The organism is Rhodopseudomonas palustris HaA2 (genome assembly GCF_000013365.1).
Taxonomy (GTDB): Bacteria; Pseudomonadota; Alphaproteobacteria; order Rhizobiales; family Xanthobacteraceae; genus Rhodopseudomonas; species Rhodopseudomonas palustris_J.
On sequence record NC_007778.1, the window covers coordinates 2,594,830 to 2,620,542 of the forward strand.

Here is a 25,713-nt window from a genome sequence, read left to right on the forward strand (position 1 = left end):
TTGGTTCGGCGGCTGTCCGTCACCGGGGTGGAACCCCCGGACATCGCCGGGCATTATGCAGCGGAACTCGTCGGAACCCGATCTGCGTTCCGATGAGATGCAAGGACCGAACGATGCCCCCATCCGTCCCGCCGACCAGGCCTCCGCCCGATCCGCAGATCCGCCGGGCGCAGCGCACTGACCTGCTGCTCCGAGCCGCCGTGATCTGGCTGTTGTTGCTGGCAACGGCCTGGGTCGCGCAGCCTTATCTCTCGTCGTTGTGGTTCTCGGTGTCCGGGCCCCGGACCGTCACCGCCCGGGGTGATCTGGCCCCGGCGGAGACCGCGACCATCGAGCTGTTCAAACGGGTGTCGCCGTCGGTGGTGCACGTCTTTGCCCAGTCGAGCCGGCGCTCGCCGTCGCTGTTCGAGCAGCAACAGGAGGGCGGGGTGCAGTCCGGCTCCGGTGTGATCTGGGACGCCGCGGGCCACGTCATCACCAACAACCACGTCATCCAGGGCGCAACTGCACTGGGCGCGCGGCTGTCGACCGGCGAGTTCGTCACCGCGCGCGTGGTCGGCACCGCGCCGAACTACGACCTCGCGGTGCTGCAGCTCGAGCGACCGCGCGCCGAGCTGCGCCCGATTGCGATCGGCAGTTCGTCGGACCTGCAGGTCGGGCAGTCGGCGTTCGCCATCGGCAGCCCCTATGGTCTGGAGCAGACGCTGACCACCGGCATCGTCAGCGCGCTGCAGCGGCGGCTACCGACCGCGGCTGCCCATGAAGTCAGTGGCGTGATCCAGACCGATGCGGCGATCAATCCCGGCAATTCGGGCGGCCCCTTGCTCGACAGCGCCGGCCGCTTGATCGGCTTGAACACCGCAATCATTTCCGGATCGGGCGCTTCGGCCGGAATCGGCTTCGCGATCCCGGTCGATTCCGTCAATCGGATCGCCACCGCGCTGATCAAGACCGGCACCGTGCCGGTGCCCGGCATCGGCATCATCGCCGCCGACGAGAACGAGGCCGCCCGCCTCGGCATCGACGGCGTCGTCGTCGTGCGTACGCTGCCGGGCTCCCCGGCGGCACGCGCGGGGCTCACCGGCGCCAGCGAGACCGGCATGGTCGAGGACGTCATCGTCGGTGCCAACGGCCAGGAGATCCACAGCATGTCGGATCTCGCCGCGACGCTCGAACGCGTCGGCATCGGCAACGAGGTCAAGCTGCAGGTGATTCGCGACGGCCGCGCCCGGACCATCAACGTCGAGGTCACCGATATTGCCCGATTGCGGCGCAGCTAGCCCCGGTCGCCGGCGCTCGGTCGCATCGAGGAAGCTGCTCGGCGCGAGCGAAGGGTGCAGAATGTGAGTAGTTCGAACGGCTTCGGGGCCCTGAACTTTCGGCTATCCGTAGTCCTACCAGTTCCAGCGTTAACGAGCTACTTAGAGCGCCGCTCTATCTTTTGCGACATCAAAGGATGGTCGCAATGCTCAAGCTCAATCGAATCGGAAACAAACTCGGAATCGCCGGCCTGATCGGTATTTCTCTCGCGATCGGCATGGTGGTCAACCAGTCCATCACCGAATCGAAGGTGAAGGAGGCGACGCGGATCGCCGATGTTGAGGCGCAGGTTTCGGAGAAGGCGCTGATCGCCGAGTCGGAAATGCGCAACATGCAGCTCGCCGTGCGCGGCGTGCGGCTCTCGCGATCGCTCAAGGAACTCGATCAGCGCACGAGCCAATTCAATGAGGCCCGGGATTCCCAGGTCAAGCTGCTGGATGCCGCCATCTCGCTCGCGATTCTGCCGGGCGACAAGGACATGTTCACCGAACTCAAGAAGATGAACATCGAATATGCCGCCGGAGCCGGCGAGCAGGCCGAGCAGCATCGCCGAGGCCTTGATCTCAACCTCAAACGTGCGTCATTGGCCACCGAGTGGGACAAGAAGGTCGCGGCGCTGAAACCGGTGCTCGGCCCCGGTGCGGCGCTCGGAAATCTGCGCGAGGCGGACGGGGATTTCGCCGCCATCCGCTCGATCGGCTGGAAGTACTTCGTCGTCGACGAGAAAGACTACAAGGCCAAGATGGACGGGAAGATTTCGGAATCAGCCGAGAGTCTGAAGCGCGCCGCCGAGCAGGCGACGGACGCCGGTTCCAAGGCTGCGCTGCGCGACCTCGAGGGCCTGCTCGCGACCTATGCCAAGACGACGAGCGAAGCATTTGCTGCCGATACGTTGAAGAACAGCATCAGTCGCGACCGGACTGTTCCGATCGCCAACAAAGCCGCAAAGATGCTGCGCGGGGCGGTGGAGAAGTCGCAACAATCGGTGGCGGAAGCCAAGGCGCGGACGGCTGCGGAGATCGGCTGGTCGGGGCGGCTCAATCTCGCTTTCGGCGCTGCGATCATTCTGGTGCTGATCGGCTCCGCATTGTTCTCGTTCCTCGGCGTGGCCCGGCCCTTGACGCGGTTGAACGGCGCGCTCGGCGAGATCGCGGCGGGACGGCTTGACGTGAAGATCGTCGGCGCGGAACGCGGCGACGAGATCGGCGACATCGGCAAGACCGTGGGCGTGATCCAGGCCAACGCGGAACAGAAAGCCCGCGACGAAGTCGCGGCCAAGGCCGAGCTCGACCGCGAGCTCGCCCAGAAGCGCAAGCAGGACATGATCCGGCTCGCCGACGAATTCGAAGGCGCGATCGGCGAGATCGTGGACACGGTGTCCGCGGCCTCGGAAGAATTGGAAGCGTCCGCCACGTCGTTGACCACGACCGCGGAGCGGTCGCAGTCGCTCGCCACCACGGTGGCGTCGGCATCGGAAGAGGCCTCGACCAACGTTCAGTCGGTGGCGTCGGCGACCGAGGAAATGAGTTCTTCGGTCAATGAGATCAGCCGCCAGGTGCAGGAGTCGGCGCGGATCGCCCAGGAGGCGGTGGATCAGGCCCGATTGACCAACGACCGGGTCGAAGAGCTGGCTCAGGCCGCTGCACGGATCGGCGACGTTGTCGAACTGATCAACACCATCGCCGGGCAGACCAATCTGCTGGCGCTCAACGCTACCATCGAGGCGGCGCGTGCCGGCGAGGCCGGCCGCGGCTTCGCCGTCGTCGCCAGCGAGGTGAAAGCGCTCGCCGAGCAGACCGCCAAGGCGACCGGCGAGATCAGCCAGCAGATCAACGGCATCCAGTCCGCGACCGAGCAGTCGGTCGCCGCCATCAAGGAGATCGGCGGAACGATCGGGCGAATGTCGGAGATCTCGTCGACGATCGCTTCGGCGGTCGAGGAGCAGGGCGCCGCGACTCAGGAGATCTCACGCAACGTCCAGCAGGCCGCCTACGGCACGCAGCAAGTGTCGGCGAACATCACCGACGTGCAGCGCGGCGCGACCGAGACCGGCGCCGCGTCGTCCCAGGTGCTGCACGCCGCACAATCGCTCTCCGGCGACAGCAACCGTCTCAAGCTCGAAGTCGAGCGGTTCCTCGGAACGGTACGCGCCGCCTAGGGCGCCGCGCGCCGTCATCCCACCTTGGACAGCGTCCACTGCGCGAGCAGGCCGCCCAGCGCGCCTGCGAGCGCGGTGAGCGTTGCGCCCCAGGCGATATCGGTGAACACCATCGACCAGTCCCATTGCCGCAGGATGGCCATGTTGGTGAGTTCGTAGGTCGCGTAGCAGACCAGGCCGAACAGCGCGCCGTAGAGCGCGTTGTGCTGCCAGTCGCCGGGCGCGGCGCCGTTGACGAAGATGACGATCCCGGCGGCGAAGAGCAGATAGAACGCGATCGCCGGAGCGACGCGAGGGCTGCTCAACATCAGGTCGCCAATGTGCTGCTCGAACATCTTCTTGCCGACGCTGCCGAGAAACAGAAAATCCAGCGGCAACAGCACGACGAGAGTGGCGAGGTAGACGACCGCGTAGCGCTTCATATCGATCTCCGGTGAAGGTTCCGGGCTCAACGGCGGTGGTGCGGCTCGGTTCCCCAGGGAAACCGGGGGCGTCTGACAGCCGGAACGAACAGTCGTGGCGGTCATTGTCGACAAAACCGCGATCGTTCACCAAGGAGGCGCGACATGGGCAAGGCTTACTACGACGTCATCGGCAGCGACGACAATTGGGGCATCCGGCACGACGACGATCCGATTGGCGAATACGCCAGCAAGGAGGCCGCGTTCGAAGCGGCCTGCGCCGCGGCGTCGAACGCGATCAAATTCGGCCACGAGGTGCGGATCACCGTGCCGGGCCAGGACGGGTCGGGCAACGCGCTGGGGACGGCCAGCAACTGATCGAACGAAGACCGCGATTGGCCGGGTTCGTCCCGGCCCCGTTCGTCTGCTCCGCAGCATTCATCGACACGATAATGCCCGGCGCCAGGCCGGGCATTCTGGCGTCGATCGTCGTCTATGCAGCCTACGCCACCTTCGACAGCCGAGCCTGGTGTTCGGCCGCCGGTTGTTCGGTGACCTCGTGGGTGATCACTTCGAACTGCAGCAATTGCGCCGTTCCGAACGAGGTCGAGATTGCCACGTCGGCAGCGTCGCGCCCGCGCGCGATCACGATGCGGCCGATCCGCGGATGGTTGTGGCGGGCATCGAAAGTGTACCAGCGGCCTTCGAGATAGACCTCGAACCACGCCGAAAAATCCATCGGCGCCGGATCCACCGGCACGCCGATGTCGCCGAGATAGCCGGTGCAGTAGCGCGCCGGGATGTTCATGCAGCGGCACAGCGTGACGGCGAGATGCGCGAAATCGCGGCATACGCCGATGCGTTCGGAGTGCCCCTCCGACGCCGTGCGGTCGTTGCGGGCATATTGATAGCCGAATTCAATCTGATTGTGCGTGTAGTCGACGATCGCCTGCACCCGCTCCCAACCCGACGTGATGCCGCCGAACAACGACCAGGCGAGGTTCGACAGTTTGTCGGTGTCGCAATAGCGGCTGCCGAGCAGATAGATCAGTGCATCGTCGGGCAATTCGGCGATCGGCAACTGCCGTGCGCCCGGTGCTGCCGGGTCGGGAAGGCCGGAATCCTCGATCAGGAAATCGTTGCTGATATCGATGCGTCCTGCCGGCGCGACGATGCGGGTGCAGATGTTGCCGAACATGTCGGTGAAGTCACGCGCCGGAACTTCCGGCGCGAACCGGATCTTGTGCTCGCCAATGATGTGCTGCTGCCGGGACGGATGAACGCTGAGCAGCAGGTTCATCGGGGTTTCCTGGAGGCACTGGAAGGCGATGTTGTAGCCCGCTCGAATCTTCACCGCTGTCTCCGTCATTGTGCGTCGATCAAAGAATTGATCATCGACAATCCCGCAGGGCTCCTTCGGTTCCTGTCTAACCATCTGAGCCCTTGCGCAAATTTGCGGCAGAGTGGGCGTTTCCTCGCCATCGAAGGAACTGGCAGCGGCCCGCGGGACGAAGCGCCTTCGAGCTGAAGTTCCGGTCTGACGACGAGAAGCGGAACTCTACTCCACCAATCCGAACAGCAGGACCGATCGCGCCGTCACCTGATACGCAGCTCCGCATGCGAACTGTTCGCCGGCGGCTCCGTCCGGAAGATTGGTGTCGATCAGCAACTGCCATTTCGAGCCGTGCGGAACCTCGGGCAGGTTGAAGTCGACCACGCCGTCGAAGGCGTTGGTGATCAGCAACACGGTGTCGTCCTCTGCGTGCCGGCGTATGCCGGTCTTCTGCGCGCGGCCGTCCAGCAACATGCCGAAGCATTTCACGTTGCCGTCTTCCCAGTGCTCGGTCTGCATCGGACCACCATTGGCGTTGATCCAGGTGACGTCGCAGACGTCGAGCGCCTCGTCGTATTGGCCCTGCAGGAAACGGCTGCGTCGCAGCGTCGGACAGGTCCGCCGCAGTTCGATCAACCGTTTGGTGAAGGTCAGGAGATCCTGCGCGGCTGCGTCGTGGTCCCAATGCACCCAGGAGATCTCGTTGTCCTGGCAATAGGCGTTGTTGTTACCCTGCTGGGTGCGACCGAATTCGTCACCGGCGAGCAGCATCGGGGTGCCTTGCGCCAGCAGCAGCGTCGCCAGCATGTTGCGCTTCTGGCGCTCGCGCAGCGCGAGGATCGCCTCGTCGTCGGTCGGTCCCTCGGCGCCGCAATTCCACGACCGGTTGTCGGAATGACCGTCCTTCCCGTCCTCGCCGTTGGCAATGTTGTGCTTCTCGTTGTAGCTCGCCCAGTCGTTGAGCGTGAAGCCGTCATGCGCCGTGATGAAGTTGACGCTGGCCCAGGCTCGGCGGCCCTGCCGATTGAACACGTCGCCGGAGGCGGCCAGACGTGGCGCGAGGGCCGACACCGAAGCGTCGCCGCGCCAGTAGTCGCGAATCGTATCACGGAACTTGTCGTTCCATTCCGCCCAGCCGGGCGGAAATCCACCGACCTGATAGCCGCCTGGTCCGCAATCCCACGGTTCTGCGATCAGCTTCACCGAGCTCAGCATCGGGTCCTGATTGACCGCCTTGAGGAACCCGCTCTGGTCGTCGAAGCCGTGAACCTCGCGGGCCAGGATGGTGCCGAGATCGAAGCGGAATCCGTCGATGTGCATCTCGCCGGCCCAGTAGCGAAGCGAGTCGGTGACCATCTGGATCACGCGCGGATGCGTGAGGTTGACGGTGTTGCCGGTGCCGGTGTCGTTGATGTAATAGCGCTCCTGCTCCGGCAGCAGGCGATAGTAGCTGGCGTTGTCGATGCCTTTGAATGACAGCGTCGGGCCGAGTTCGTTGCCCTCGGCGGTGTGGTTGTAGACGACGTCGAGGATCACCGCGAGGCCGACGTCGTGCAGCCGCGCCACCATCTCCTTGAATTCGCGCAGGCTGTTCGGCACGTCCGCCGCGTAGCGCGGATCGGGCGCGAAGAAGCCGATGGTGTTGTAACCCCAATAGTTCACCAGCTTCTTGTCGAGCAGATAGCTGTCGTTGACGAAGGTGTGGATCGGCAGCAGCTCGACGGCGGTGACGCCGAGTGCGGCGATGTAGTCCACCACCGGCTGGCTGCCGAAGCCGGCATAGGTTCCGCGCAGATGTTCCGGCACCTCCGGATGCAGCTTGGTGAAACCCTTGACGTGGGTTTCGTAGACGATGGTCTGATCCCACGGCACGAATTTGCGGCCGGGCTCGCCCTTCCAGTCGAAGCCCGGATCGACGACGACGCATTTCGGCACGAACGCCGCGGAGTCGCGTTCGTCGAAGGTGGTGTCGTCGCAGGTTTCCATCTGATAGCCGAACACCGCCGGGTCCCACTTCAGCTCGCCGGCGTGCGCGCGTGCGTAAGGGTCGAGCAGCAGCTTGTTCGGGTTGAAGCGGTGACCGTTCTCCGGCTCGTAGGGGCCGTGCACACGATAGCCGTAGAACGTGCCGGGGCCGATATCAGGTATGTAGCCGTGGAAGACTTCGTCGGTGTACTCGGGCAACTCGATCCGGCGCTCGGTGTCGCCGTCGAACAGGCAGACCTCGACCTTGGTGGCGTTTGCCGAGAACAGCGCGAAGTTGGTGCCTTCGCCATCCCAGCAGGCGCCGAGCGGGTAGGGCAAGCCTTCGCGTACGTTGCCGGTCTCGTTGATGATCTTGTAGGCCGGCGCGGGTTTCGGCGGCTGCTTCGATTCGGCGGTCGCCGCAGTGGTCGGCGGCGGCGGATCGAGAGTGTCGGTGGTCATCGTCGCGCCCCCGGATGCTGCCGCGTTGTCACGCAGGCGGCCGTGTGCGCCGCCGATGCCGATCGATCTCTCATGATGTCGTCCCCCATTCTGTCGACCGCGATAATGCCGCAGCCCCGCTTCGGTTCCATGACTCACGGACAGGGAGGATCCGCGCAGATACCAGACATCAAACGGCCCGGCGCCGCATCGCGGGCCGGGCCGTTGATCGAGAATGCGTGTGGCTTACTTGCTGGATTTCGAGGTGGTCGTGCTGTGCTGCTTCTCGAGGTTCTGCGCCATGTCGAGGTGGTGCTTCAGCGCGGGCAGGGTCTGGCCGGCCCAGTTCTTCAGTTCGGCGTTCTCGCCGCCGCGCGCGTAGCGGTCGAACAGCGAGACGGCGTCCTTGTGGGCGCCGACCTGCTGGTCGATGAAGGTCTCGCTGAACTCGGCGCCGGTGGAGGTCTTCAGCTTCTCGAGTTTGCTCTGATGGGCGTCGTCGAGCGCGGTCGGCAACTGGGCCGTGACCTTTCCGCCCGATACCAGCGACTTCAACTCGGTGCTGGTCTTGGTATGGTCGGCGACCATCTGCTTGGCGAAGGCCTTCTCGGCGGCGTTGCCCTTGGCCTCGGCAAGCTTGTTCGACTGGATTTCGAACATATCGCTGATCGCCGCCTGCTTGACGAAGTCGGCGGTGGACGGCGCGACGCCGAGGACGGAGTTGACGCCGGTCTTCTCGGTGATCGATTGCGCCAGGGCCGGCGAGGCCAGCAACAGGCATCCAAGAATGATTGCGGTGCGTTTCATCGAATGATCCTTCAGCTTGCGGCCTTGCGATTGACGCCCTTCCGGAGCGCCACGGTGTTGAGCTTGGTGTTGGCCGCTTTTTCCTCGTTCAGATTCGTGGTCAGGAAGCGGACGATGTCGTCGTGGCCGAGTTCTTCGGCCCAGGCGATCAGCGTGCCGTAACGCGCGATCTCGTAGTGCTCGACCGCCTGCGCATTGGCGACGATCGCGGCGTCGAGCACGCTCTTGTCGGCGATCTCGCTCGAGGTCGCGTTGGCCTCCTTGATCAGTCCGTCGATCGCCGGGCAATCGGTGCCCGACGGGGTCTCGCCCAGCTTCTTGAACGCCTGGTCGAGCCGCTCGATCTGCTTGTGGGTCTCTTCGAGATGCGCCTTGAGGCCCTGCGAGAGATCGCGGTTGGTCGCTTGCTCGATCATCGTCGGCAGTGCCTTGATGATCTGCTGCTCGGCGTAATAGATGTCGCGCAGGCCATGCAGCAGCATGTCGTCCATGGTCTGGATATCCTTGGTGAACAGGCCCATCGTCGCCTCCGTCTGGGTTTGGGAGCTGGTTTCCTGCACAACTGGAACGGGACGTTTCGGTTCCTCGCGCCGCGCCGCGCCGCGCGGGTGTCGGCGTTCGCGTTCGACCGCCGCGGCGGCGGCCCGGGACCGACGCGCGATCGGCCGAATTGACCCGGCGCGGGGTGTTGAGGCCGGCCGGCGAGCATGTTAGGGAACGGCTGCGCGGGTGTAGCTCAATGGTAGAGCAGCAGCCTTCCAAGCTGAATACGAGGGTTCGATTCCCTTCACCCGCTCCAGTTTTCCACCCGCTCCAGTTTAAATCGGCGATTTGGCGGCCATCGATCGCGGTGGACAGCCGGCCCGAGCGATATCACCCGAGCGCGAAGCCGAGCAGCAGAGCGACCAGCAGCATCACGCTGCTGCCGCCGATCGGCCCTGGGGCGGCACGATGGCACCGGGCGGGGTGCGGGTGAATCCCGCGCCGGACGCATGTTCGTCGACCACGGCAACCGACGCCGCTGTCGCGCGACCGGCGGTGCCGAGCTGACTGAGCTTGGCATTGAAATTGAATCATCTCTGCGAGTTGAAGGAGCCTCTGCGTCGTCCTGACGCAACGCCGCGAGCTGCATAAGACTCGTGGCGTCGGAAACAAGCAGGGATGGCCTGCTATATCTCGCAGCCGGCAGATTCGCCGATCGGAGCATGTTTATGAAAGTCGCGGTATTCAACACCAAACCCTACGATCGGCAGTTTCTGACGGCGGCCAACACCAAGGACGGGGACAGGCACGAATTGCGCTTTCTCGAGCCGCGGCTCGGTCTGGATACGGCGCAACTCAGTGGCAATGCCGATGCGATCTGCGCTTTCGTCAACGACGGGCTCGACCGATCGATTCTGGAAAGGCTGAAAGACAACGGCGTCCGATTGGTGGCGCTGCGCTGCGCCGGCTTCAACAATGTGGACCTGTTGGCCGCGCGCGATCTCGAGATCACGGTGGCGCGGGTGCCGGCCTATTCACCGTCCGCCGTGGCGGAGCACACGGTCGCGCTGATCCTGTCCCTCAACCGCAGAATTCACCGCGCCCATGCGCGCGTGCGCGAAGGCAATTTCGCCCTGGATGGATTGCTCGGATTCGATCTCAGGGGACGCAGCATCGGCATCGTCGGCACCGGCAACATTGGCCTGTGCCTGGCCGGCATCATGACGGGATTCGGCTGTCGCGTGCTGGGCTTCGATCCCCGGCCCAATCCTGCCTTCGAGGCGCTCGGCGGGCGTCTCGTCGGCCTGGAGGAGTTGCTGTCCGAGTCCGACATCGTCTCGCTGCATTGCCCGCTGACCCCGGACACCCGTCACATGATCGATGAGACCTCGATCGCCAAGATGAAGCCGGGCGTGATGCTGATCAACACCGGACGCGGGGCGCTGATCGATACGCGGGCGGTGATTCAAGGATTGAAGAACAAGAAGATCGGTTTTCTCGGACTCGACGTCTATGAGGAGGAGAGCGATCTGTTCTTCGAAAACCTGTCCGGGCAGATCATTCAGGACGATGATTTTGCGCGATTGCTGACATTTCCCAATGTGCTGATCACCGGTCACCAGGCCTTCTTCACGCAGGAGGCTTTGATGGAGATCGCCGATACGACGATCCGGAATATCTCTCAATTCGAACTGACTGGACAGGCGGCGCATCCGATCTCGTTGGAATTGCGTGTCTGAACGTGACCGAGCTGCTCGCGCTGCTTCCGATCCTGATCCTGCTGCTGTGCATGGTCGGATTTGGCTGGACCGCGGCCCGTTCCGGCATGATCAGCGCCGCCGCGGGTCTCGGTGTCGCATCATGGGCGTTTCAGCCGGCACCCGGCATCATGGCGGTCGTCGGCCCTTTGGCAGAAGCGGTGTTCACCGCCGCGACGATTCTGTGGATCATCTTTCCGGCGCTCGCGCTGCACGAATTCCAGATGCGTTCCGGCGCGTCGGACCGGATCGGCGCCTGGCTCGTGTCGATTTCGGACAAGCGGGAAGTGCTTGCGCTGCTGCTGGCCTGGTTCTTCGCCTTGCTGCTGGAAGGTGCGGCCGGGTTCGGCACGCCGGTGGCCCTGGTGGCTCCGATGCTGGTGACGCTCGGCTTCTCGCCGGAGCGTTCGCTGCTGCTGGCGCTGATCGGCCATGCGGCCGGGGTATCGTTCGGCGCGGTCGGCACTCCGATGCTGCCGCTGTTGGAGGTGCTCACGGTCGATCCAAAACTACTCTCAGGCAGCATCATGCTGATGCACGCCGCGCTCGGCTGGATACTGACGCTGGTGGTGTTTCGGCTGGCTGCGTCGGCGAGCGGCGGAGCGATCTGGCTCGCCGTGCCGACGGCGGCGGGGCTCTTTCTGCTGCCGGCGCTGGCGCTCGCCTGGCTGAGTGGGCCTGAACTTCCCACCCTGGGCGGCGCCTTGATCGGGCTGTTGATGTTCATCGGCCTGGCGAAGTGGCGATGGTCGACGGGCAGCCGGGCTCCGTCGGGCGCAAACGAGGGCGTGCTCTCGGCTATCCTGCCCTACGGGCTGGTCCTCGTTGCGATCCTGGCCACACGAACGGTGCCGTCATTGGCCGCATGGCTGCAGTCATTCACGCTGGAATGGACGCTCGGCGACCGCTTCTCCGGTTCGGTCAAGCCGCTCTATCATCCGGGCACGATGCTGATGCTGGCCCTTGCTGCTGCCGCCATGGCGAGCCAGCGCAACCGCGCTGTCATCCTGCCGGCGGTGTCCAGCGCAGCCCGCCGTCTGCCGCTGGTGGCGCTTGCTCTGGTGTCGGTGCTGATGCTGGCGCGGATCATGGTTCACAGCGGGATGATCGACACTTTAGCCAACGCCGCAGCGGTCCTTCTTGGATCGGCTTGGCCGGTGGCCGTGCCGATGGTCGGCGCGCTCGGCTCCTTCGTGACCGGATCGGCGACCGCGTCCAACGTCCTGTTCGCGGGCTTTCAGGTGGCCGCGGCCGAGGCCGTCGGATTTGCACCGATGGCGGCGCTGGCCGGCCAGAGCTTCGGCGCCGCGATCGGCAATGTGATCGCTCCGCACAACATCGTCGCCGGGGCCGCGACGGTGGGCCTGATCGGTCGCGAAGGCGCGGTTCTCAAAAGGACGCTGCCGGTGTGTTTCGTCTATGCGCTGCTCGGTGGCGGATTGCTGATCGCATTCGCGGGGCTTCGGTAACGCCGACGATACCGACGCAGGCGGCAAGCCTCCCGTCGCTTGTGCGCGGATGCTGCACGCGTGGACGATCGACCGTGTGGACCTTGTCCATGCCGCTCACGTTCATCGTTCGCGGCGGGCAGGGGCCTTGGCGGCTGCGGAGGGCTTCGGCGCGGTCAGTGCCAGCGCCGCCACGTTCACCACGCGCGCGATCGCGCCGTCGACGTCGTTGAGGTCGCAGGCGCCGTCCGACAGCCGCAGCAGCCGCTCGCTGTCGCGCACCGTCTGGTGCGCCATGGCGAGGGCGAAGTGCAGGCCCCAATAGATCTCCACGTCCGCCGTGCCGGGCAATGAGCGCCGCAGCGCCGCGGCGAATTTCCGCAGATGGTCGATCTCGCGGGTCTTGATCTTGCGGATCGCCGGGATCGCCTCGATCGAGGCGCGGATCATGAAGCGCGCGGCATCCGAGCGCTGGCTGTCCGGGCCGAGGCATCCGCGCATGGTCGGGCCGACCAGCGCGCGCAGCACGTCGTCCACCGGCGCGCGGCCGCCGCCGGCCGCCTCCACCGCCTTCAATTCGTTCAGCCGTTCGCGATTGGTGGCGATCGAGCGCGTCACGAACAGTTCGGTGATCAGCTCGTCCTTCGAGCCGAAGTGATAGTTCACCGCGGCGAGATTGACCTCGGCGGCAGCGACGATGTCGCGCAGCGTGACGTCGCCGAAGCCGCGCTCGGCGTAGAGCCGCTCGGCCGCCCGGAGGATCGCTGTGCGTGTGGTGTCGGTGGACATGCCATGCCGTGGAAAATCGTCGAACTTGCATTTCAAACGCTTGTATGAAACTATCGTTTCATTGCCGAAAGTCAATGCGTTCGCGCCTGCGACATTCGGCAACCCACCGGCTCGCCGCATGCGCGTCGCGCTCCCGCGCCGCAGCGCGCAACGCAGAATAGGCTTGCGGAGGCGGAGCGGTGGGGAGACAGTGCCGGCAACCCGTCGGCCGAACAGGGAAAACAGTGAGGATCGCCTGATGGATTTCACGATGTCCGATCGCCAGCGCGAATGGCTGGACCGCGTCACCGCCTTCATGAACACGCATGTCCGGCCGGCGGTGCCGATCTACAAGCAGCAGGATGCCGAGGGCGACCGCTGGAAGGTGATTCCGATCCTCGAGGATCTGAAGAAGAAGGCCAAGGCCGAGGGCCTGTGGAACATGTTCATGCCGCCGTCGTCGCACGAAGACGACGAATTCCGCGGCGCCGGCCTCACCAATCTCGAATACGCGCTGCTGTCCGAGCAGATGGGCCATATCAGCTGGGCCTCCGAGGTGTTCAACTGCTCGGCGCCCGACACCGGCAACATGGAAGTGCTGATGCGCTACGGCTCCAAGGAGCACAAGCGGCAGTGGCTGCGTCCCCTGATGGACGGCGAGATCCGTTCGGCATTTCTGATGACCGAACCCGCCGTGGCGTCGTCGGACGCCACCAACATCGAGACCCGGATCGAGCGCGACGGTGATCACTACGTCATCAACGGCCGCAAATGGTGGTCGTCGGGCGTCGGCGATCCGCGCTGCAAGATCGCGATCGTGATGGGCAAGACCGATCCGAACGCGGCCAAGCATCAGGCGCAGTCGCAGATCCTGGTGCCGCTCGATACCCCCGGCATCACCATCGAAAAGATGCTGCCGGTGTTCGGCTTCGACGACGCGCCGCACGGCCACGGCCAGGTGCTGCTCAAGGATGTCCGCGTGCCGGTGTCGAACCTGCTGCTCGGCGAAGGCCGCGGTTTCGAAATCGCGCAGGGCCGTCTCGGTCCGGGCCGGATTCATCACTGCATGCGCACCATCGGCAAGGCCGAAGAGGCGTTGGAGAAGATGGTGCGGCGGCTGCAGTCGCGCACCGCCTTCGGCAAGAAGATCATCGAATACTCGATCTGGGAACAGCGCATCGCCGAGGCGCGGACCGACATCGAGATGACCCGGCTGCTGTGCCTCAAGGCCGCCGACATGATGGACAAGGTCGGCAACAAGACCGCCCAGCTCGAGATCGCGATGATCAAGGTTGCGGCGCCGAACATGGCGCTGAAGATCATCGACAACGCGATCCAAGCGTTCGGCGGCGGCGGTGTCTCCGATGAAGCCGGCCTGGCCAAGGATTACGCCAACATCCGCACGCTTCGGCTCGCGGACGGCCCGGACGAGGTGCACAACCGCGCCATTGCCCGGCTCGAGATGAAGAAATACGCCAACGCGGCGCACTGACCGCGCAGGCCGCATAAAAACATCATCGCCGGACTTGATCCGGCGATCCATCTCTTGAAAAGATGGATACCCGGGTCAAGCCCGGGTATGACTGTTTCTGGATTGTCGGAACGCGCGGCGCGTAACGCGCGAACAAGAACAAGGGAGCGTCACGTTGGTCGGGATACGGAAAGACGACGAGTACACCGGCACAAAGCCGGTCGAGGAGCGGCATCGCGTCGACGAAGCCCGCCTCGCGGAATGGATGCAGCAGAACGTCGAGGGCTATGCCGGCCCGCTCGAGGTTCAGCAGTTCAAGGGTGGCCAGTCCAACCCGACCTATCGGCTCAACACGCCCGGCCGCTCCTACGTGATGCGGCGCAAGCCGTTCGGCAAGCTGCTGCCGTCGGCGCACGCGGTCGATCGCGAATTCCGCGTCATTGCGGCGCTCGGCAAGCAGGGCTTCCCGGTCGCTAAGGCTTACGCGCTGTGCACCGACGATGCGGTGATCGGGGCGGCGTTCTACATCATGTCGATGGAAGAGGGCCGGGTGTTCTGGGATCCGACGCTGCCGAGCCAGACTCCGGAGGCGCGCCGCGCGATCTTCACCGCCAAGATCGAAACCCTTGCGAAGCTGCACTCTTACGATCCCGAGGCGATCGGCCTCAGCGATTTCGGCAAGCCGGGCAATTATTTCGCGCGCCAGGTCGATCGCTGGACCAAGCAGTACAAGGCCTCCGAGACGCAATCGATCCCGGAGATGGACCGGCTGATGGAATGGCTGCCGAGCACGGTGCCGGATCAGCAGCGGGTCTCGGTGGTCCACGGCGACTACCGGCTGGACAACATGATCTTCCACGCCACCGAGCCGCGGGTGCAGGCGGTGCTCGACTGGGAACTGTCGACGCTCGGCGATCCGATGGCTGATTTCACCTATCTGCTGATGCAGTGGGCGATGCCGGGCCTCGACGGCGCAGATCTGAAGGCGCTGAACATCCCGACCATCGAGGAGGCGACCGCGATCTACAACCGCGCCGCCGGCATCCCCGAAGTCGAGGACATGAACTGGTACTTCGCCTACAATACCTTCCGCCTCGCCGGCATCACCCAGGGTATCGCCGGCCGCATTCGCGACGGCACCGCCGCCTCGGACAAGGCCAAGGACTCCGCCGCCCGCACCGTGCCGCTCGCCAAGGCGAGCTGGGCCTACGCGCAGAAGGCCGGCGCGAAGTAAGCATTTCACATAGAGGCGAGACCAGGGCGCGGCCAGTGAGGGCCGCGCCTTTTTGATGTGAAGCCATCGCGGTCCGCATCTGCCGTCATCGTCCGGCTTGACCGGACGACCCAGTATTCCAGAGCCGCGCAATTAGCCTAGCACGATGGCGCAAGCGCTTCGTTTCGCCAGGAACGCTCTGGAGTACTGGATCCCCGCATGCGCGGGGATGACGACCATCTGAGAACGCTGTCGCTCGGCTCAGATCGGCTTGCCCGCATAGGGCATCGACGCCGTCAGGCCGCCGTCGACCGGGAAGGCCTGGCCGTTGACGTAGGAGGCTTCGTCGCTGAGCAGGAACAGCCCCATGGTGGCGAGTTCGTGCGGCTGTCCGGCGCGCTTCAGCGGATTGAGCTGGCCGATCTTGTGATCGGTGCCGCGGGCGCGGGCACCGTCGAACACCGGCTTGGTCATGCCGGTCTCGATCAGGCCGGGGCACACCGCGTTGATGCGCACGCCGGTGCCGGACAGCGAATAGGCGGTGGTCTGCACCAGGCTGATGACGCCGGCCTTGGAGGCCGCGTAGGGATGCCCCGACGCGCCGCTCTTCAGGCCTGCGACGGACGCCGTGCAGACGATGGCGCCGTGGCCCTGTTTGATCATGTGCGGCATCGTGTGCTTGATCGCCAGGAATGGCCCGATCAGGTTGATCCGCAGAATTTCCTGCCAGTGCTCCGGCGTCTGCTCGGGCAGCGGCACCAGCCCGCCGCTGATGCCGGCATTGGCCCAGACGCCGTCGAGCTTGCCGTAGGCTGCAACCGCCTTGGCGACGAACCCCTTCACGTCGTCCTCCGCGCCCGCATCCGCGATCACCGCTTCCGCGGTGCCGCCGGCCTTGCGCACCTGCTCCACGGTTTCGTGCACGCCGTCGGTGCGATCGACCGCGATCAGTTGCGCCCCCTCCTGGGTGAACAGCAGCGCGGCCGCGCGGCCGATGCCGCTGCCGGCGCCGGTGATGATGACGGATTTGCCTGCGAGGCGGCCCATGCGTTGCTCCCTGATGATTGCGGCGATTGCCGTTTGACGGAATTCGGCCGATCGATTGAACGGTCCGCATCGCCTGCGGACACACAAGTGACTTGAGGCGATGCGAGGTCTGACGTACAGCGACTTGAAACGGGAATGAAGGATTTTCTGCATGTCGAATGCGCCGCCTTCCAAGGACGACAAGCCCTTCGTCGCCCAGCACTCCGTTCCCACGGGCGTCACCGCGACGCGGTGGTGGTGGGTGCGCCACGCGCCGGTCCGTAGCGACGGCGGCAACATCTACGGCCAGATCGACATCGACTGCGACTGCAGCGACAAGGTCGTGTTCGACGCGGTCGGGCGGGTGCTGCCGCGCCATGCGGTGTGGTACGCGAGCCAGTTGAAGCGCACGCATATGACCGCGGATGCGATCTTCGCCGCGGGCTTCCCGCGGCCGCCGTTGATCACCCACGATGCCGATCTCAACGAGCAGCATCTCGGCGACTGGCAGGGCACCAACCGCGCCGCGTTCTTCGCCAATCTGCCGATCAACCTCGACACCTTCTGGTTCGCGCCGATCGACCAGCGCGCACCGAACGGCGAGAGCTTCATCGATCTGTACGAGCGCACCAAACGCGCGATCGCGCGGATCACCGCCGCGCATCCGGGCGGGGACATCGTCGCGGTGGCGCATGGCGGCACCATCAAGGCCGCGATCGGCGTGGCACTGCGCGACCAGCCCGAGCGCGGGCTCGCCTTCACCATCGACAATTGCTCGATCACACGGCTCGACCACATGGTCTCGTCCGACGGCCAGGAGGGCTGGCGGATCCCGATGATCAATCAGCAGCCCTGGATCGCCGATCCGTCGCACGCCGCGATGCATCAGCCGGCGGGGCCGGAAGTGGCAACGAGCACTACGAAGTTGGCGTGACCGTCATTCCGAACGAAGCCTCTCCGTCATTGCGAGCGAAGCGAAGCAATCCAGACCTGTGCACTGCGCTGGATTGCTTCGTCGCTACGCTCCTCACAATGACGGATAGGTCATCGACACACAACAATTAACAACGGGAGAGAAACATGAGCTTGTTCGACCTGAGCGGAAAAGTCGCTGTGATCACCGGATCGTCGCGAGGCATCGGCAAGGCGATCGCCGAGCGGATGGCCGAGCACGGCGCCAAGGTGGTGATCTCGTCGCGCAAGCAGGACGCCTGTGACGCCGTTGCCAAGTCGATCAATGATGCGCGCGGGGCAGGGACGGCACTGGCGATCGCCGCCAATATTTCCAGCAAGACCGACCTGGAGCGCCTCGCCAACGAAGCGACCGCGGCGTTCGGCAAGATCGACGCGCTGGTCTGCAACGCCGCGTCGAATCCGTATTACGGCCCGCAGTCGGGCATCAGCGACGATCAGTTCAGGAAGATTCTGGACAACAACATCGTCGCCAATCACTGGCTGATCAGCGCCGTTGCGCCGCAGATGATCGCCCGCAAGGACGGTTCGATCACCATCGTCTCGTCGATCGGCGGCCTGAAGGGCTCGACCGTGATCGGCGCCTACTGCATCTCCAAGGCCGCCGACATGCAGCTGGCGCGCAACCTCGCCTGCGAATATGGCGAGCACAATATCCGCGTGAACTGCATCGCGCCGGGCTTGATCAAGACCGATTTCGCCCGCGCGCTGTGGGAAAACCCCGAGACGCTGAAAGCCTCGACCGCGCGCTCGCCGCTGCAGCGGATCGGCGAGCCAGACGAAATCGCCGGCGCCGCTGTGTTCCTCGCCTCCGCCGCGGGCAGCTTCACGACGGGGCAGACGCTGGTGATCGACGGCGGCGCGACGATCAGCTGAACGGTTCGCCACGCGAACCGACGTCATCCTGAGGCGCTCGCCGTTTTCGGCGAGCCTCGAAGGATATGCGACGGGTCCATGCGGCTCATCCTTCGAGGCGCGCAAGAGCGCGCACCTCAGGATGACGCTGTGCTGGTCGGATGTAGCAGTATGCAGCGCTACTCCACCGCCGCGTACACCAGATTCCGAACCAGCGTGCGGAAGTACTCGCGCTGGCCCGGCCCTTGCGACATGAACACCGCGAACAGGTCTTCCGCCGGATCGATCCAGAAGAACGTGCCGGCGATGCCGCTCCAGTAGAACTGGCCGACCGAGCCCGGGAACGGCGCGATGCCGGGTTCGGTGCGCACCGCGAAGCCGAGGCCGAAACCGTGGCCCGGCGGCAGGATGTAGTTGTCCGGCGGGATGTGCGGCTCGAGGTGGTTACTCGCCATCAATTGCAGCGTCTTGCGGCCGATGATGCGGGTGCCGTCGAGCGAGCCGCCACTCAGCAGCATCTGGCAGAACCGCGCGTAGTCCATCGTCGTCGATACCAGCCCGCCGCCGCCGGATTCCATCGCCGGCTTCTCCAGCATGTTGAACAGCGCGACCGGATCGCCGGTCCACGGATCGGTGGGGAAGGGCTCGGCGAGCCGGCCCTTGTTCTCGGCGCCGGTGTGGAAGCCGGTCTCGGCCATCTGCAGCGGGGCCAGAATACGCTCGGTCAGGAACGCGCCGAGCGTCTTGCCGGAAATCACTTCGACGACGCGGCCAAGGATGTCGGTGGAGCGGCTGTAGTTCCAGGCCGCGCCGGGCTGGCACACCAGCGGCATCGCGGCGATCAGGCCGGCGTGCTCCTCGTTGGTGATCTTGCGGCTGCGGATACGCGACTCGCGATACATCTTCTGGATCGGGCCGTCGCTGACGTGGTCGTAAGTAATTCCCGAGGTGTGGCGCAGCAGGTCTTGAATCGTGATCGGCCGTACCAGCGGCACCAGATCGAGCTTGCCGTCGCGCACCGCGCCGACGCTGGTGTTCTCGAATTCGGGAATGAACTTCTGCAGCGGATCGTCGAGCTGCAGATGGCCGTCCTCGACGAGCTGCATGATGCCGATCGAGACGATCGGCTTGGTCATCGAGAAAATCCGGAACAGGCTGTCGGGGCGCATCGGCGCGTCGGCCCCGGGTGCCTGCCGGCCGAGTGCCTCGAACCAGCCAATATGACCACGGCGTGACACCAGAACGGTGACGCCGGGGATGCTGCCCTTGTCGATCTCGCGCTTGAAGGCGTCCGACATGGCCTGCAGGCGGGCCGGGGACAGCCCGATGGTCTCGGGCTTCGCCTCGGCAAGCGGTGGCGTCCGGGGGGCGGCGGCGGATTTGGCGGCGGCGTGGGCGGTCATGGCGTCTCCCGATTGATCTTTGCCGACGAAGCCTTACATGGGCATCCATGCGGCCTTTCTCGGTTCGGCGCGGCGAGATTGGCCCAGAACTTCCGGCTTGAACAGAGTGCTTTTCCGCAGTAACCAGCCGCGGGTTTCGCCGCATGTGTGCTGCGCCGACAAGGATGGATATCGATGGCCAAAGCAAAATTCGAACGTACCAAGCCGCATTGCAATATCGGGACGATCGGTCACGTCGACCATGGCAAGACGTCGCTGACGGCGGCGATCACCAAGGTTCTGGCGGAGACGGGCGGCGCGACGTTCACGGCCTACGACCAGATCGACAAGGCGCCGGAAGAGAAGGCGCGCGGCATCACGATTTCGACGGCTCACGTCGAATACGAGACGACGAACCGCCACTACGCGCATGTCGACTGCCCGGGCCACGCCGACTACGTGAAGAACATGATCACCGGTGCGGCGCAGATGGACGGCGGCATTCTGGTGGTGTCGGCGGCCGACGGCCCGATGCCGCAGACCCGCGAGCACATCCTGCTGGCGCGCCAGGTCGGCGTGCCCGCTCTCGTCGTGTTCCTGAACAAGTGCGACATGGTCGACGATCCGGAACTGCTCGAACTGGTCGAGATGGAAGTGCGCGAGCTTCTGTCGAAGTACGACTTCCCGGGCGACGACATTCCGATCATCAAGGGCTCGGCGCTGGCCGCTCTGGAGAACTCGGATCAGAAGCTCGGCCACGACGCGATCCTGGAACTGATGAAGGCGGTCGACGCCTACATTCCGCAGCCGGAGCGCCCGATCGACCAGCCGTTCCTGATGCCGGTGGAAGACGTGTTCTCGATCTCGGGCCGCGGCACGGTGGTGACCGGTCGCGTCGAGCGCGGCATCGTCAAGGTCGGTGAGGAAATCGAGATCGTCGGCATCCGCGACACCCAGAAGACGACCTGCACCGGCGTCGAAATGTTCCGCAAGCTGCTCGACCAGGGCCAGGCCGGCGACAACATCGGCTGCCTGCTGCGCGGCACCAAGCGCGAGGACGTCGAGCGCGGCCAGGTGCTGTGCAAGCCGGGTTCGGTGAAGCCGCACACCAAGTTCAAGGCCGAGGCCTACATTCTGACCAAGGAAGAGGGCGGCCGTCACACCCCGTTCTTCACCAACTATCGTCCGCAGTTCTACTTCCGCACCACCGACGTCACCGGCGTCGTGCATCTGCCGGAAGGCACCGAAATGGTGATGCCGGGCGACAACATCGCCATGGAAGTGCACCTGATCGTGCCGATCGCGATGGAAGAAAAGCTGCGCTTCGCCATCCGCGAAGGCGGCCGCACCGTCGGCGCCGGCGTGGTGGCCTCGATCATCGAGTAACGTTGCGAAAGCAATCCTCAGGGCCGCGAGTACGCTGGGTCGTGCTCGCGGCCTTTCTGTTCGGACAGCCGTTGTTGACGGCTCAGGCGGCCTGTCCCGATCGCCCGCCGTGCAAAGGTTGCGGCTGCAAGGGCGGCACCGGCTATCGCGCCCCGGATGGGCACTGCGTCGGCTTCCGGGACCTCGACGAGGTCTGCGGCGCGCCGCCGACGCGCTGCGTGTTCGAGAATGCGCCCGGCACGGGCGCCAACCGGGCGTGTGCGCTGGCGCCCCGATCAAAGCGGAAATCGGACGGGCCGACGGACGCCGCGGCGGAATAGACCAAAGCCTAATCGCGCATCCCACTTGCCAGAAGGGCACCGCTTATGCTTCAACCGCGCAAATCGGCGGCAACGTCGATCGTAGGAGTGTAGCTCAATTGGTAGAGCACCGGTCTCCAAAACCGGGGGTCGCAGGTTCGAGCCCTGCCACTCCTGCCAGCGGCTAAAGTTTCAAACATTTCAATCGGTTAACAGGTCCAACCGCGCTGCGACGGGTTGGTGCGAGGTCCGTTCTGTCGCGCTCGCGAGTTCCGCTTCGCGCCCCGGCCGCCGCTTTGGCTCGAAGTCACATCACCAAAGGCCGGACATCTTCGGCCATGCGTTTCAGCGGCGGCAGAAACCGGTCGATCATTTCGCCGGTCGTGATCCGGTCCACATGGGCGCCGATATTGGCGGCGGCGACGATCATTCCATCGTAGCGGCGAACAGGCACGGCGATCGAGCGGAATGCCGGCTCGGCCTCGCAATCGACCAGTGAATATCCCTTGGTCCGATCGGCGATGATGGTCGCCACCAATGTCGGCTTGTCGATCAGGGTCGTGTCGGTCTGCTTCGTCAGCGTCATCCGGTCGATCGTCGCGGCGAGGTCGTCATTGCCGAGCCGGCCGAGCAGGACCCGGCCGACGGACGTGCAGAACAGCGGCAGCCGATAGCCGAGATCGATGCCGGCCGAAAACACCCGCGCCGGACTCGACCGTGCGACGAACACCGCGTCGTCCCCATCCCAGATCGCCAGCGAGCAGACCTCCTTGGCCTTGTCCGAGACCAGATCCATCGCCGGCTGCAGCAGGGTGCTGATCTGGTTCGAAGCCAGATACGCCGATGCAAGCCGCAGTACGCGCGGGGTCAATTCGAACAGCCGCTCGTCGCTGGTGACGAAGCCGGATTTCTGCAGCGTGAGAAGAATGCGCCGCGCCGTGGCGCGCGGTAGGCCGCAAGCCTTCGCGACATCGCTTAACGTCATGGGGCGCCGTTCGGCCCCGAACACCTCGATCAGCCGAAGGCCGCGCGCCAGGCTTTCGATGTGCTCGGTATCCGGCAGTTCGCTCTCGTCGCGTTTCAGTTTCGGCATCTGGGGACATTGAAGACAGCGGGTTGGTGATCCTAAGCGTGTTCGTTGTGCGAACACAAGGGCGTCAGACGGATTGTTCATTAATGCACATCGGTATCCGGAACTTGCCTGCACCTCTGTTGGGCAGTTTTGGGACACAAAATGGGCTTGCAGGCTTCGCTCCTAAGAGGCATTCTTATTCTAATCGAACGAATGTTCGTCTATTGAACAAACAAAACGGGCGGCAGTCTGTTCCTTTTTCAGACAAGCTGCTCCTCGACCTGCGAAGGAGGCCACCGCCATGATGAGTCAAGAACAGAACGATCTGATCACCCGGATCGGACCCGCCACGCCTTGCGGCAAGCTGATGCGGGCGTATTGGCAGCCGGTGGCTCTGGTGGACGAGCTGGAAGGGGAGCGACCGATCAAGCCGGTGCGGCTGCTCGGCGAGGACTTCGTGCTGTTCAAGGACGAGACGGGTCGCTATGGGCTGATGGATCGCGATTGTCCGCACCGTGGCGCCGATCTCGCTTTCGGCCGGCTGGAAAACGGCGGTCTGCGCTGTGCCTTCCATGGCTGGCTGTTCGACGTCGACGGCAAATGTCTCGAAACGCCCGCGGAGCCCGGCAATTCGGTGCTGTGCCAGAACATCAAGCAGCGCGCATTCCCGGTGGTCGCCAAGGGCGGCATGCTGTGGACCTATCTCGGCGCCGGCGAGCCGCCGGCATTCCCGGAGATCGACTGCTTCGTTGCCCCGGACAGCCACGTCTTCGCGTTCAAGGGCTTGTTCGAGTGCAACTGGCTGCAGGCGCTCGAGGTCGGGATCGATCCGGCGCATGCCTCGTTCCTGCATCGCTTCTTCGAGGACGAGGACACCTCGCAATCCTACGGCAAGCAGTTCCGCGGCGCCTCCGCCGGCAGCGAATTGCCGATGACCAAGGTGCTGCGCGAATACGATCGCCCGATCATCAATGTCGAGCATACCGAATACGGCTTGCGGCTGATCGCGCTGCGCGAGATCGACGACGAGCGCACCCATGTGCGCGTCACCAATCAGTTGTTTCCGCACGGCTTCGTCATTCCGATGAGCACCGAAATGACGATCACGCAGTGGCACGTTCCGGTCGACGACAACAATTGCTACTGGTATGCGATCTTCACCAGCTACACCAAGCCGGTGGACAAGGTGAAGATGCGCGACCAGCGGCTCGAACTCTACGAACTGCCGGACTACAAGTCCCGCCGCAACAAGACCAACGACTACGGCTTCGATCCGCACGAGCAGGCGACCGCGACCTATACCGGCATGGGCGCCGACATCAACGTGCACGACCAGTGGGCGGTGGAGTCGATGGGGCCGATCCAGGATCGCACCCGCGAGCATCTCGGGCAGAGCGACAAGGCGATCATTCAGTATCGCCGGCTGCTGCGCCAGGAGATCGCCAAGGCCGAAGCCGGCGGCAAGCCGCTGCTGGCGCTCGACGCCGCCAGCGCGCGCGGCATCCAGGGGCCGGCGACGATGGACGGCATCGGCCCCAGCCGCGGCTGGGAGACCTATTGGATGGAAGTCGACGTCAAGCGTCGCCGCGGCGCGCCCTGGGCCGCGCCGGTGCCGGCGGAGATCGCCGCCAAGGTGCCGCATCTGACGGCGGCGGAATGAACGTGGGCAAACGACACGGATCGAGGATCGAGCGTTGAGTCTGGTTGAGAAGTACGGGCTCTGGTCCGACGAACAGATCGAGGCTGCCGCGAGGATGCGGCAGACCGCCGAGGAGCATGGTCTCGAGACCATCCGCTTCTCGTTTCCCGATCAGCACGGCATCCTGCGCGGCAAGACGCTGGTGGCGTCCGAAGCGCTGAACTGCCTCGAATCCGGCGCCTCCATCACGACGACGATGCTGGCCAAGGACACTTCGCACAAGACGGTGTTTCCGGTGTTTCAGGCCGGCGGCGGCTTCGGCATGTCGGAGATGCAGGGCGGCGCCGACGCCATCATGCTGCCGGATCCCACGACATTCCGCGTGCTGCCTTGGGCGCCGAACACCGGGTGGGTGTTGTGCGATCTGTATTTTGCCAATGGTCGCGCCGTTCCGTTCGCGACGCGCGGGCTGTATCGCTCGGTGCTGCAGAAACTCGCCGATCGCGGCTACGACTACATGGCCGGGCTCGAGGTCGAATTCCACGTCTTCAAGGTCGAGGACGGCAAGATGCGGCCGGAGCACGCCGGCCAGCCCGGCGAGCCGCCCGAAGTCAGCCTGTTGTCGCACGGTTATCAGTATCTCACCGAGCAGCGCTACGATCAGATGGAGCCGGTGCTCGAACTGATCCGCCGCGATATCGTCGCGCTCGGCCTGCCGCTGCGGTCGATCGAGGTCGAGTTCGGCCCGAGCCAATGCGAGTTCACCTTCCAGCCGACGGTGGGCTTGATGCCGGCGGACCTGATGGTGCTGTTCCGCAGCGCGGTGAAGCAGATCTGTCGGCGCCACGGCTATCACGCCACCTTCATGTGCCGCCCGCGTATTCCGAACGTGGTGTCGTCCGGCTGGCATCTGCACCAATGCCTGATCGCGCGTGACGGCGGCCACAACGCCTTCGTGTCGGAGACGGATGTGCTGTCCGACTTCGGCCGTCACTACCTCGCGGGGCTGCTGCAGCATGCCCGCGCCGCGACCGTGTTCACCACGCCGACGATCAACGGCTACAAGCGCTACCGCTCCTATTCGCTGGCCCCCGATCGCGCGATCTGGGGACGCGACAATCGCGGCGTGATGCTGCGCGTGCTGGGTGGACCGGGTGATCGCGGCACGCGGATCGAGAACCGGGTCGGCGAGCCTGCGGCAAACCCGTATCTTTACATGGCCTCGCAGATCCTGTCGGGTCTCGACGGCGTCGACCGCGCGCTCGATCCCGGGCCGTCAGCCGACACGCCCTACGAGACCAAGGCGGATCTTCTGCCCAAATCGCTGCGCGAGGCGATCTTCGCGCTGCGCGACGATCCGTTCTTCCGCACCGCGCTGGGCGACGAGTTCGTCGACTACTACACGTTCATCAAGAATGCTGAAATCGAGCGCTTTCAGGCCGAAGTGACGGAGTGGGAGCAGCGCGAATATTTCGAAATGTTCTGAAGCCGAAATCACGAATTCGACAATCAACAGT

General features: G+C 64.7%; 21 protein-coding genes and 2 tRNA genes. 14 read left to right on the forward strand and 9 right to left on the reverse strand.

The genetic code is table 11. The annotated features are described in order from the left end of the window. Positions 1-113 precede the first annotated feature (113 nt). Together RPB_RS11295 and RPB_RS11300 are read left to right on the forward strand one after the other, a co-directional pair. Complete coding sequence (locus RPB_RS11295) at positions 114-1,280, forward strand: S1C family serine protease (RefSeq protein ID WP_011441141.1); 1,167 nt, start codon at positions 114-116, stop codon at positions 1,278-1,280. A 185-nt stretch (positions 1,281-1,465) separates the two neighbouring features. Further along, complete coding sequence (locus tag RPB_RS11300; protein WP_011441142.1) at positions 1,466-3,478, forward strand: methyl-accepting chemotaxis protein; 2,013 nt, start codon at positions 1,466-1,468, stop codon at positions 3,476-3,478. Between the two features lie 14 nt (positions 3,479-3,492). Here RPB_RS11300 and RPB_RS11305 read toward each other — a convergent pair whose 3' ends face one another. Then, positions 3,493-3,900, reverse strand: a complete 408-nt coding sequence (locus tag RPB_RS11305) for a DUF2177 family protein (protein ID WP_011441143.1) — start codon at positions 3,898-3,900, stop codon at positions 3,493-3,495. Positions 3,901-4,044: 144 nt separating this feature from the next. Between RPB_RS11305 and RPB_RS11310 the strand changes: the two genes are divergently transcribed. Further along, positions 4,045-4,257 (forward strand): hypothetical protein, encoded by a 213-nt coding sequence (locus RPB_RS11310; protein ID WP_011441144.1) that lies wholly within the window; start codon positions 4,045-4,047, stop codon positions 4,255-4,257. A gap of 124 nt (positions 4,258-4,381) precedes the next feature. Here RPB_RS11310 and RPB_RS11315 read toward each other — a convergent pair whose 3' ends face one another. From RPB_RS11315 to RPB_RS11330, 4 genes are all read right to left on the reverse strand, one after another. Beyond that, positions 4,382-5,233, reverse strand: a complete 852-nt coding sequence (locus RPB_RS11315; protein ID WP_041798692.1) for a transglutaminase-like domain-containing protein — start codon at positions 5,231-5,233, stop codon at positions 4,382-4,384. 204 nt (positions 5,234-5,437) lie between these two features. Further along, positions 5,438-7,639, reverse strand: coding sequence for a glycogen debranching protein GlgX (gene glgX, locus RPB_RS11320; RefSeq protein WP_011441146.1), 2,202 nt, complete (start codon positions 7,637-7,639; stop codon positions 5,438-5,440). Between the two features lie 225 nt (positions 7,640-7,864). Then, positions 7,865-8,425: a DUF4142 domain-containing protein gene (locus RPB_RS11325; RefSeq protein WP_011441147.1), complete on the reverse strand. Its 561-nt coding sequence runs from the start codon at positions 8,423-8,425 to the stop codon at positions 7,865-7,867. An 11-nt stretch (positions 8,426-8,436) separates the two neighbouring features. Then, on the reverse strand, positions 8,437-8,946 hold the full coding sequence (locus tag RPB_RS11330; RefSeq protein ID WP_011441148.1) for a ferritin-like domain-containing protein: 510 nt from the start codon (positions 8,944-8,946) through the stop codon (positions 8,437-8,439). A 204-nt stretch (positions 8,947-9,150) separates the two neighbouring features. Between RPB_RS11330 and RPB_RS11335 the strand changes: the two genes are divergently transcribed. The 3 genes from RPB_RS11335 (at position 9,151) to RPB_RS11345 (ending at position 12,134) form a co-directional block, all read left to right on the forward strand. Then, a tRNA-Gly gene (locus tag RPB_RS11335) sits at positions 9,151-9,224 on the forward strand. Positions 9,225-9,636: 412 nt separating this feature from the next. Beyond that, positions 9,637-10,647: a 2-hydroxyacid dehydrogenase gene (locus RPB_RS11340; RefSeq protein WP_011441149.1), complete on the forward strand. Its 1,011-nt coding sequence runs from the start codon at positions 9,637-9,639 to the stop codon at positions 10,645-10,647. A gap of 2 nt (positions 10,648-10,649) precedes the next feature. Continuing rightward, positions 10,650-12,134 carry an L-lactate permease gene (locus RPB_RS11345; RefSeq protein ID WP_011441150.1) on the forward strand — a complete coding sequence of 495 codons (1,485 nt, stop codon included), beginning with the start codon at positions 10,650-10,652 and terminating at the stop codon, positions 12,132-12,134. A gap of 102 nt (positions 12,135-12,236) precedes the next feature. Here the strand turns inward: RPB_RS11345 and RPB_RS11350 are convergent, their stop codons facing one another. Continuing rightward, positions 12,237-12,902: a TetR/AcrR family transcriptional regulator gene (locus RPB_RS11350; protein WP_011441151.1), complete on the reverse strand. Its 666-nt coding sequence runs from the start codon at positions 12,900-12,902 to the stop codon at positions 12,237-12,239. Positions 12,903-13,140: 238 nt separating this feature from the next. Here RPB_RS11350 and RPB_RS11355 point away from each other — a divergent pair, with 238 nt between their 5' ends. Next, the gene (locus RPB_RS11355; protein WP_011441152.1) at positions 13,141-14,373 is read left to right on the forward strand and encodes an acyl-CoA dehydrogenase family protein; all 1,233 of its coding nucleotides are present in this window, start codon (positions 13,141-13,143) and stop codon (positions 14,371-14,373) included. A 154-nt stretch (positions 14,374-14,527) separates the two neighbouring features. Then, positions 14,528-15,586, forward strand: a complete 1,059-nt coding sequence (locus RPB_RS11360; protein ID WP_011441153.1) for a phosphotransferase family protein — start codon at positions 14,528-14,530, stop codon at positions 15,584-15,586. Between the two features lie 240 nt (positions 15,587-15,826). Here RPB_RS11360 and RPB_RS11365 read toward each other — a convergent pair whose 3' ends face one another. Next, complete coding sequence (locus tag RPB_RS11365) at positions 15,827-16,612, reverse strand: SDR family NAD(P)-dependent oxidoreductase (protein WP_011441154.1); 786 nt, start codon at positions 16,610-16,612, stop codon at positions 15,827-15,829. Positions 16,613-16,763: 151 nt separating this feature from the next. On the opposite strand from RPB_RS11365, the gene RPB_RS11370 reads away from it, so the two are divergent. Together RPB_RS11370 and RPB_RS11375 are read left to right on the forward strand one after the other, a co-directional pair. Beyond that, positions 16,764-17,525 carry a histidine phosphatase family protein gene (locus RPB_RS11370; protein WP_011441155.1) on the forward strand — a complete coding sequence of 254 codons (762 nt, stop codon included), beginning with the start codon at positions 16,764-16,766 and terminating at the stop codon, positions 17,523-17,525. Positions 17,526-17,671: 146 nt separating this feature from the next. Continuing rightward, a complete protein-coding gene (locus RPB_RS11375) occupies positions 17,672-18,439 on the forward strand; it encodes an SDR family NAD(P)-dependent oxidoreductase (RefSeq protein ID WP_011441156.1) in 768 nt (255 codons plus the stop codon). Positions 18,440-18,597: 158 nt separating this feature from the next. Here RPB_RS11375 and RPB_RS11380 read toward each other — a convergent pair whose 3' ends face one another. After that, on the reverse strand, positions 18,598-19,821 hold the full coding sequence (locus tag RPB_RS11380; protein ID WP_011441157.1) for a serine hydrolase domain-containing protein: 1,224 nt from the start codon (positions 19,819-19,821) through the stop codon (positions 18,598-18,600). A 174-nt stretch (positions 19,822-19,995) separates the two neighbouring features. Here RPB_RS11380 and tuf point away from each other — a divergent pair, with 174 nt between their 5' ends. Together tuf and RPB_RS11395 are read left to right on the forward strand one after the other, a co-directional pair. Further along, entirely contained in the window at positions 19,996-21,186 is a 1,191-nt protein-coding gene (gene tuf / locus RPB_RS11385; RefSeq protein WP_011441158.1) for an elongation factor Tu, read from the forward strand. 403 nt (positions 21,187-21,589) lie between these two features. Then, positions 21,590-21,665 (forward strand) — tRNA-Trp (locus RPB_RS11395). 127 nt (positions 21,666-21,792) lie between these two features. On the opposite strand, the gene RPB_RS11400 is transcribed toward RPB_RS11395, so the two are convergent. Next, on the reverse strand, positions 21,793-22,578 hold the full coding sequence (locus RPB_RS11400; RefSeq protein WP_041798212.1) for an IclR family transcriptional regulator domain-containing protein: 786 nt from the start codon (positions 22,576-22,578) through the stop codon (positions 21,793-21,795). Between the two features lie 280 nt (positions 22,579-22,858). Here RPB_RS11400 and RPB_RS11405 point away from each other — a divergent pair, with 280 nt between their 5' ends. Then, entirely contained in the window at positions 22,859-24,217 is a 1,359-nt protein-coding gene (locus RPB_RS11405) for an aromatic ring-hydroxylating dioxygenase subunit alpha (RefSeq protein ID WP_011441160.1), read from the forward strand. Positions 24,218-24,311: 94 nt separating this feature from the next. Then, positions 24,312-25,682 carry a glutamine synthetase family protein gene (locus RPB_RS11410; RefSeq protein ID WP_433993735.1) on the forward strand — a complete coding sequence of 457 codons (1,371 nt, stop codon included), beginning with the start codon at positions 24,312-24,314 and terminating at the stop codon, positions 25,680-25,682. Positions 25,683-25,713 lie beyond the last annotated feature (31 nt).

What these genes read in the sequence shown, in the direction of transcription:
- RPB_RS11375 (WP_011441156.1), top strand. Translation starts at nt 17,672, where the DNA reads ATGAGCTTGTTCGACCTGAGCGGAAAAGTCGCTGTGATCACCGGATCG.
- RPB_RS11400 (WP_041798212.1), bottom strand. Translation starts at nt 22,578, where the DNA reads ATGCCGAAACTGAAACGCGACGAGAGCGAACTGCCGGATACCGAGCAC.
- RPB_RS11380 (WP_011441157.1), bottom strand. Translation starts at nt 19,821, where the DNA reads ATGACCGCCCACGCCGCCGCCAAATCCGCCGCCGCCCCCCGGACGCCA.
- glgX (WP_011441146.1), bottom strand. Translation starts at nt 7,639, where the DNA reads ATGACCACCGACACTCTCGATCCGCCGCCGCCGACCACTGCGGCGACC.
- RPB_RS11410 (WP_433993735.1), top strand. Translation starts at nt 24,312, where the DNA reads ATGCGGCAGACCGCCGAGGAGCATGGTCTCGAGACCATCCGCTTCTCG.
- RPB_RS11295 (WP_011441141.1), top strand. Translation starts at nt 114, where the DNA reads ATGCCCCCATCCGTCCCGCCGACCAGGCCTCCGCCCGATCCGCAGATC.
- tuf (WP_011441158.1), top strand. Translation starts at nt 19,996, where the DNA reads ATGGCCAAAGCAAAATTCGAACGTACCAAGCCGCATTGCAATATCGGG.
- RPB_RS11365 (WP_011441154.1), bottom strand. Translation starts at nt 16,612, where the DNA reads ATGGGCCGCCTCGCAGGCAAATCCGTCATCATCACCGGCGCCGGCAGC.
- RPB_RS11300 (WP_011441142.1), top strand. Translation starts at nt 1,466, where the DNA reads ATGCTCAAGCTCAATCGAATCGGAAACAAACTCGGAATCGCCGGCCTG.
- RPB_RS11325 (WP_011441147.1), bottom strand. Translation starts at nt 8,425, where the DNA reads ATGAAACGCACCGCAATCATTCTTGGATGCCTGTTGCTGGCCTCGCCG.
- RPB_RS11350 (WP_011441151.1), bottom strand. Translation starts at nt 12,902, where the DNA reads ATGTCCACCGACACCACACGCACAGCGATCCTCCGGGCGGCCGAGCGG.
- RPB_RS11330 (WP_011441148.1), bottom strand. Translation starts at nt 8,946, where the DNA reads ATGGGCCTGTTCACCAAGGATATCCAGACCATGGACGACATGCTGCTG.
- RPB_RS11340 (WP_011441149.1), top strand. Translation starts at nt 9,637, where the DNA reads ATGAAAGTCGCGGTATTCAACACCAAACCCTACGATCGGCAGTTTCTG.
- RPB_RS11310 (WP_011441144.1), top strand. Translation starts at nt 4,045, where the DNA reads ATGGGCAAGGCTTACTACGACGTCATCGGCAGCGACGACAATTGGGGC.
- RPB_RS11305 (WP_011441143.1), bottom strand. Translation starts at nt 3,900, where the DNA reads ATGAAGCGCTACGCGGTCGTCTACCTCGCCACTCTCGTCGTGCTGTTG.
- RPB_RS11405 (WP_011441160.1), top strand. Translation starts at nt 22,859, where the DNA reads ATGATGAGTCAAGAACAGAACGATCTGATCACCCGGATCGGACCCGCC.
- RPB_RS11370 (WP_011441155.1), top strand. Translation starts at nt 16,764, where the DNA reads ATGTCGAATGCGCCGCCTTCCAAGGACGACAAGCCCTTCGTCGCCCAG.
- RPB_RS11355 (WP_011441152.1), top strand. Translation starts at nt 13,141, where the DNA reads ATGGATTTCACGATGTCCGATCGCCAGCGCGAATGGCTGGACCGCGTC.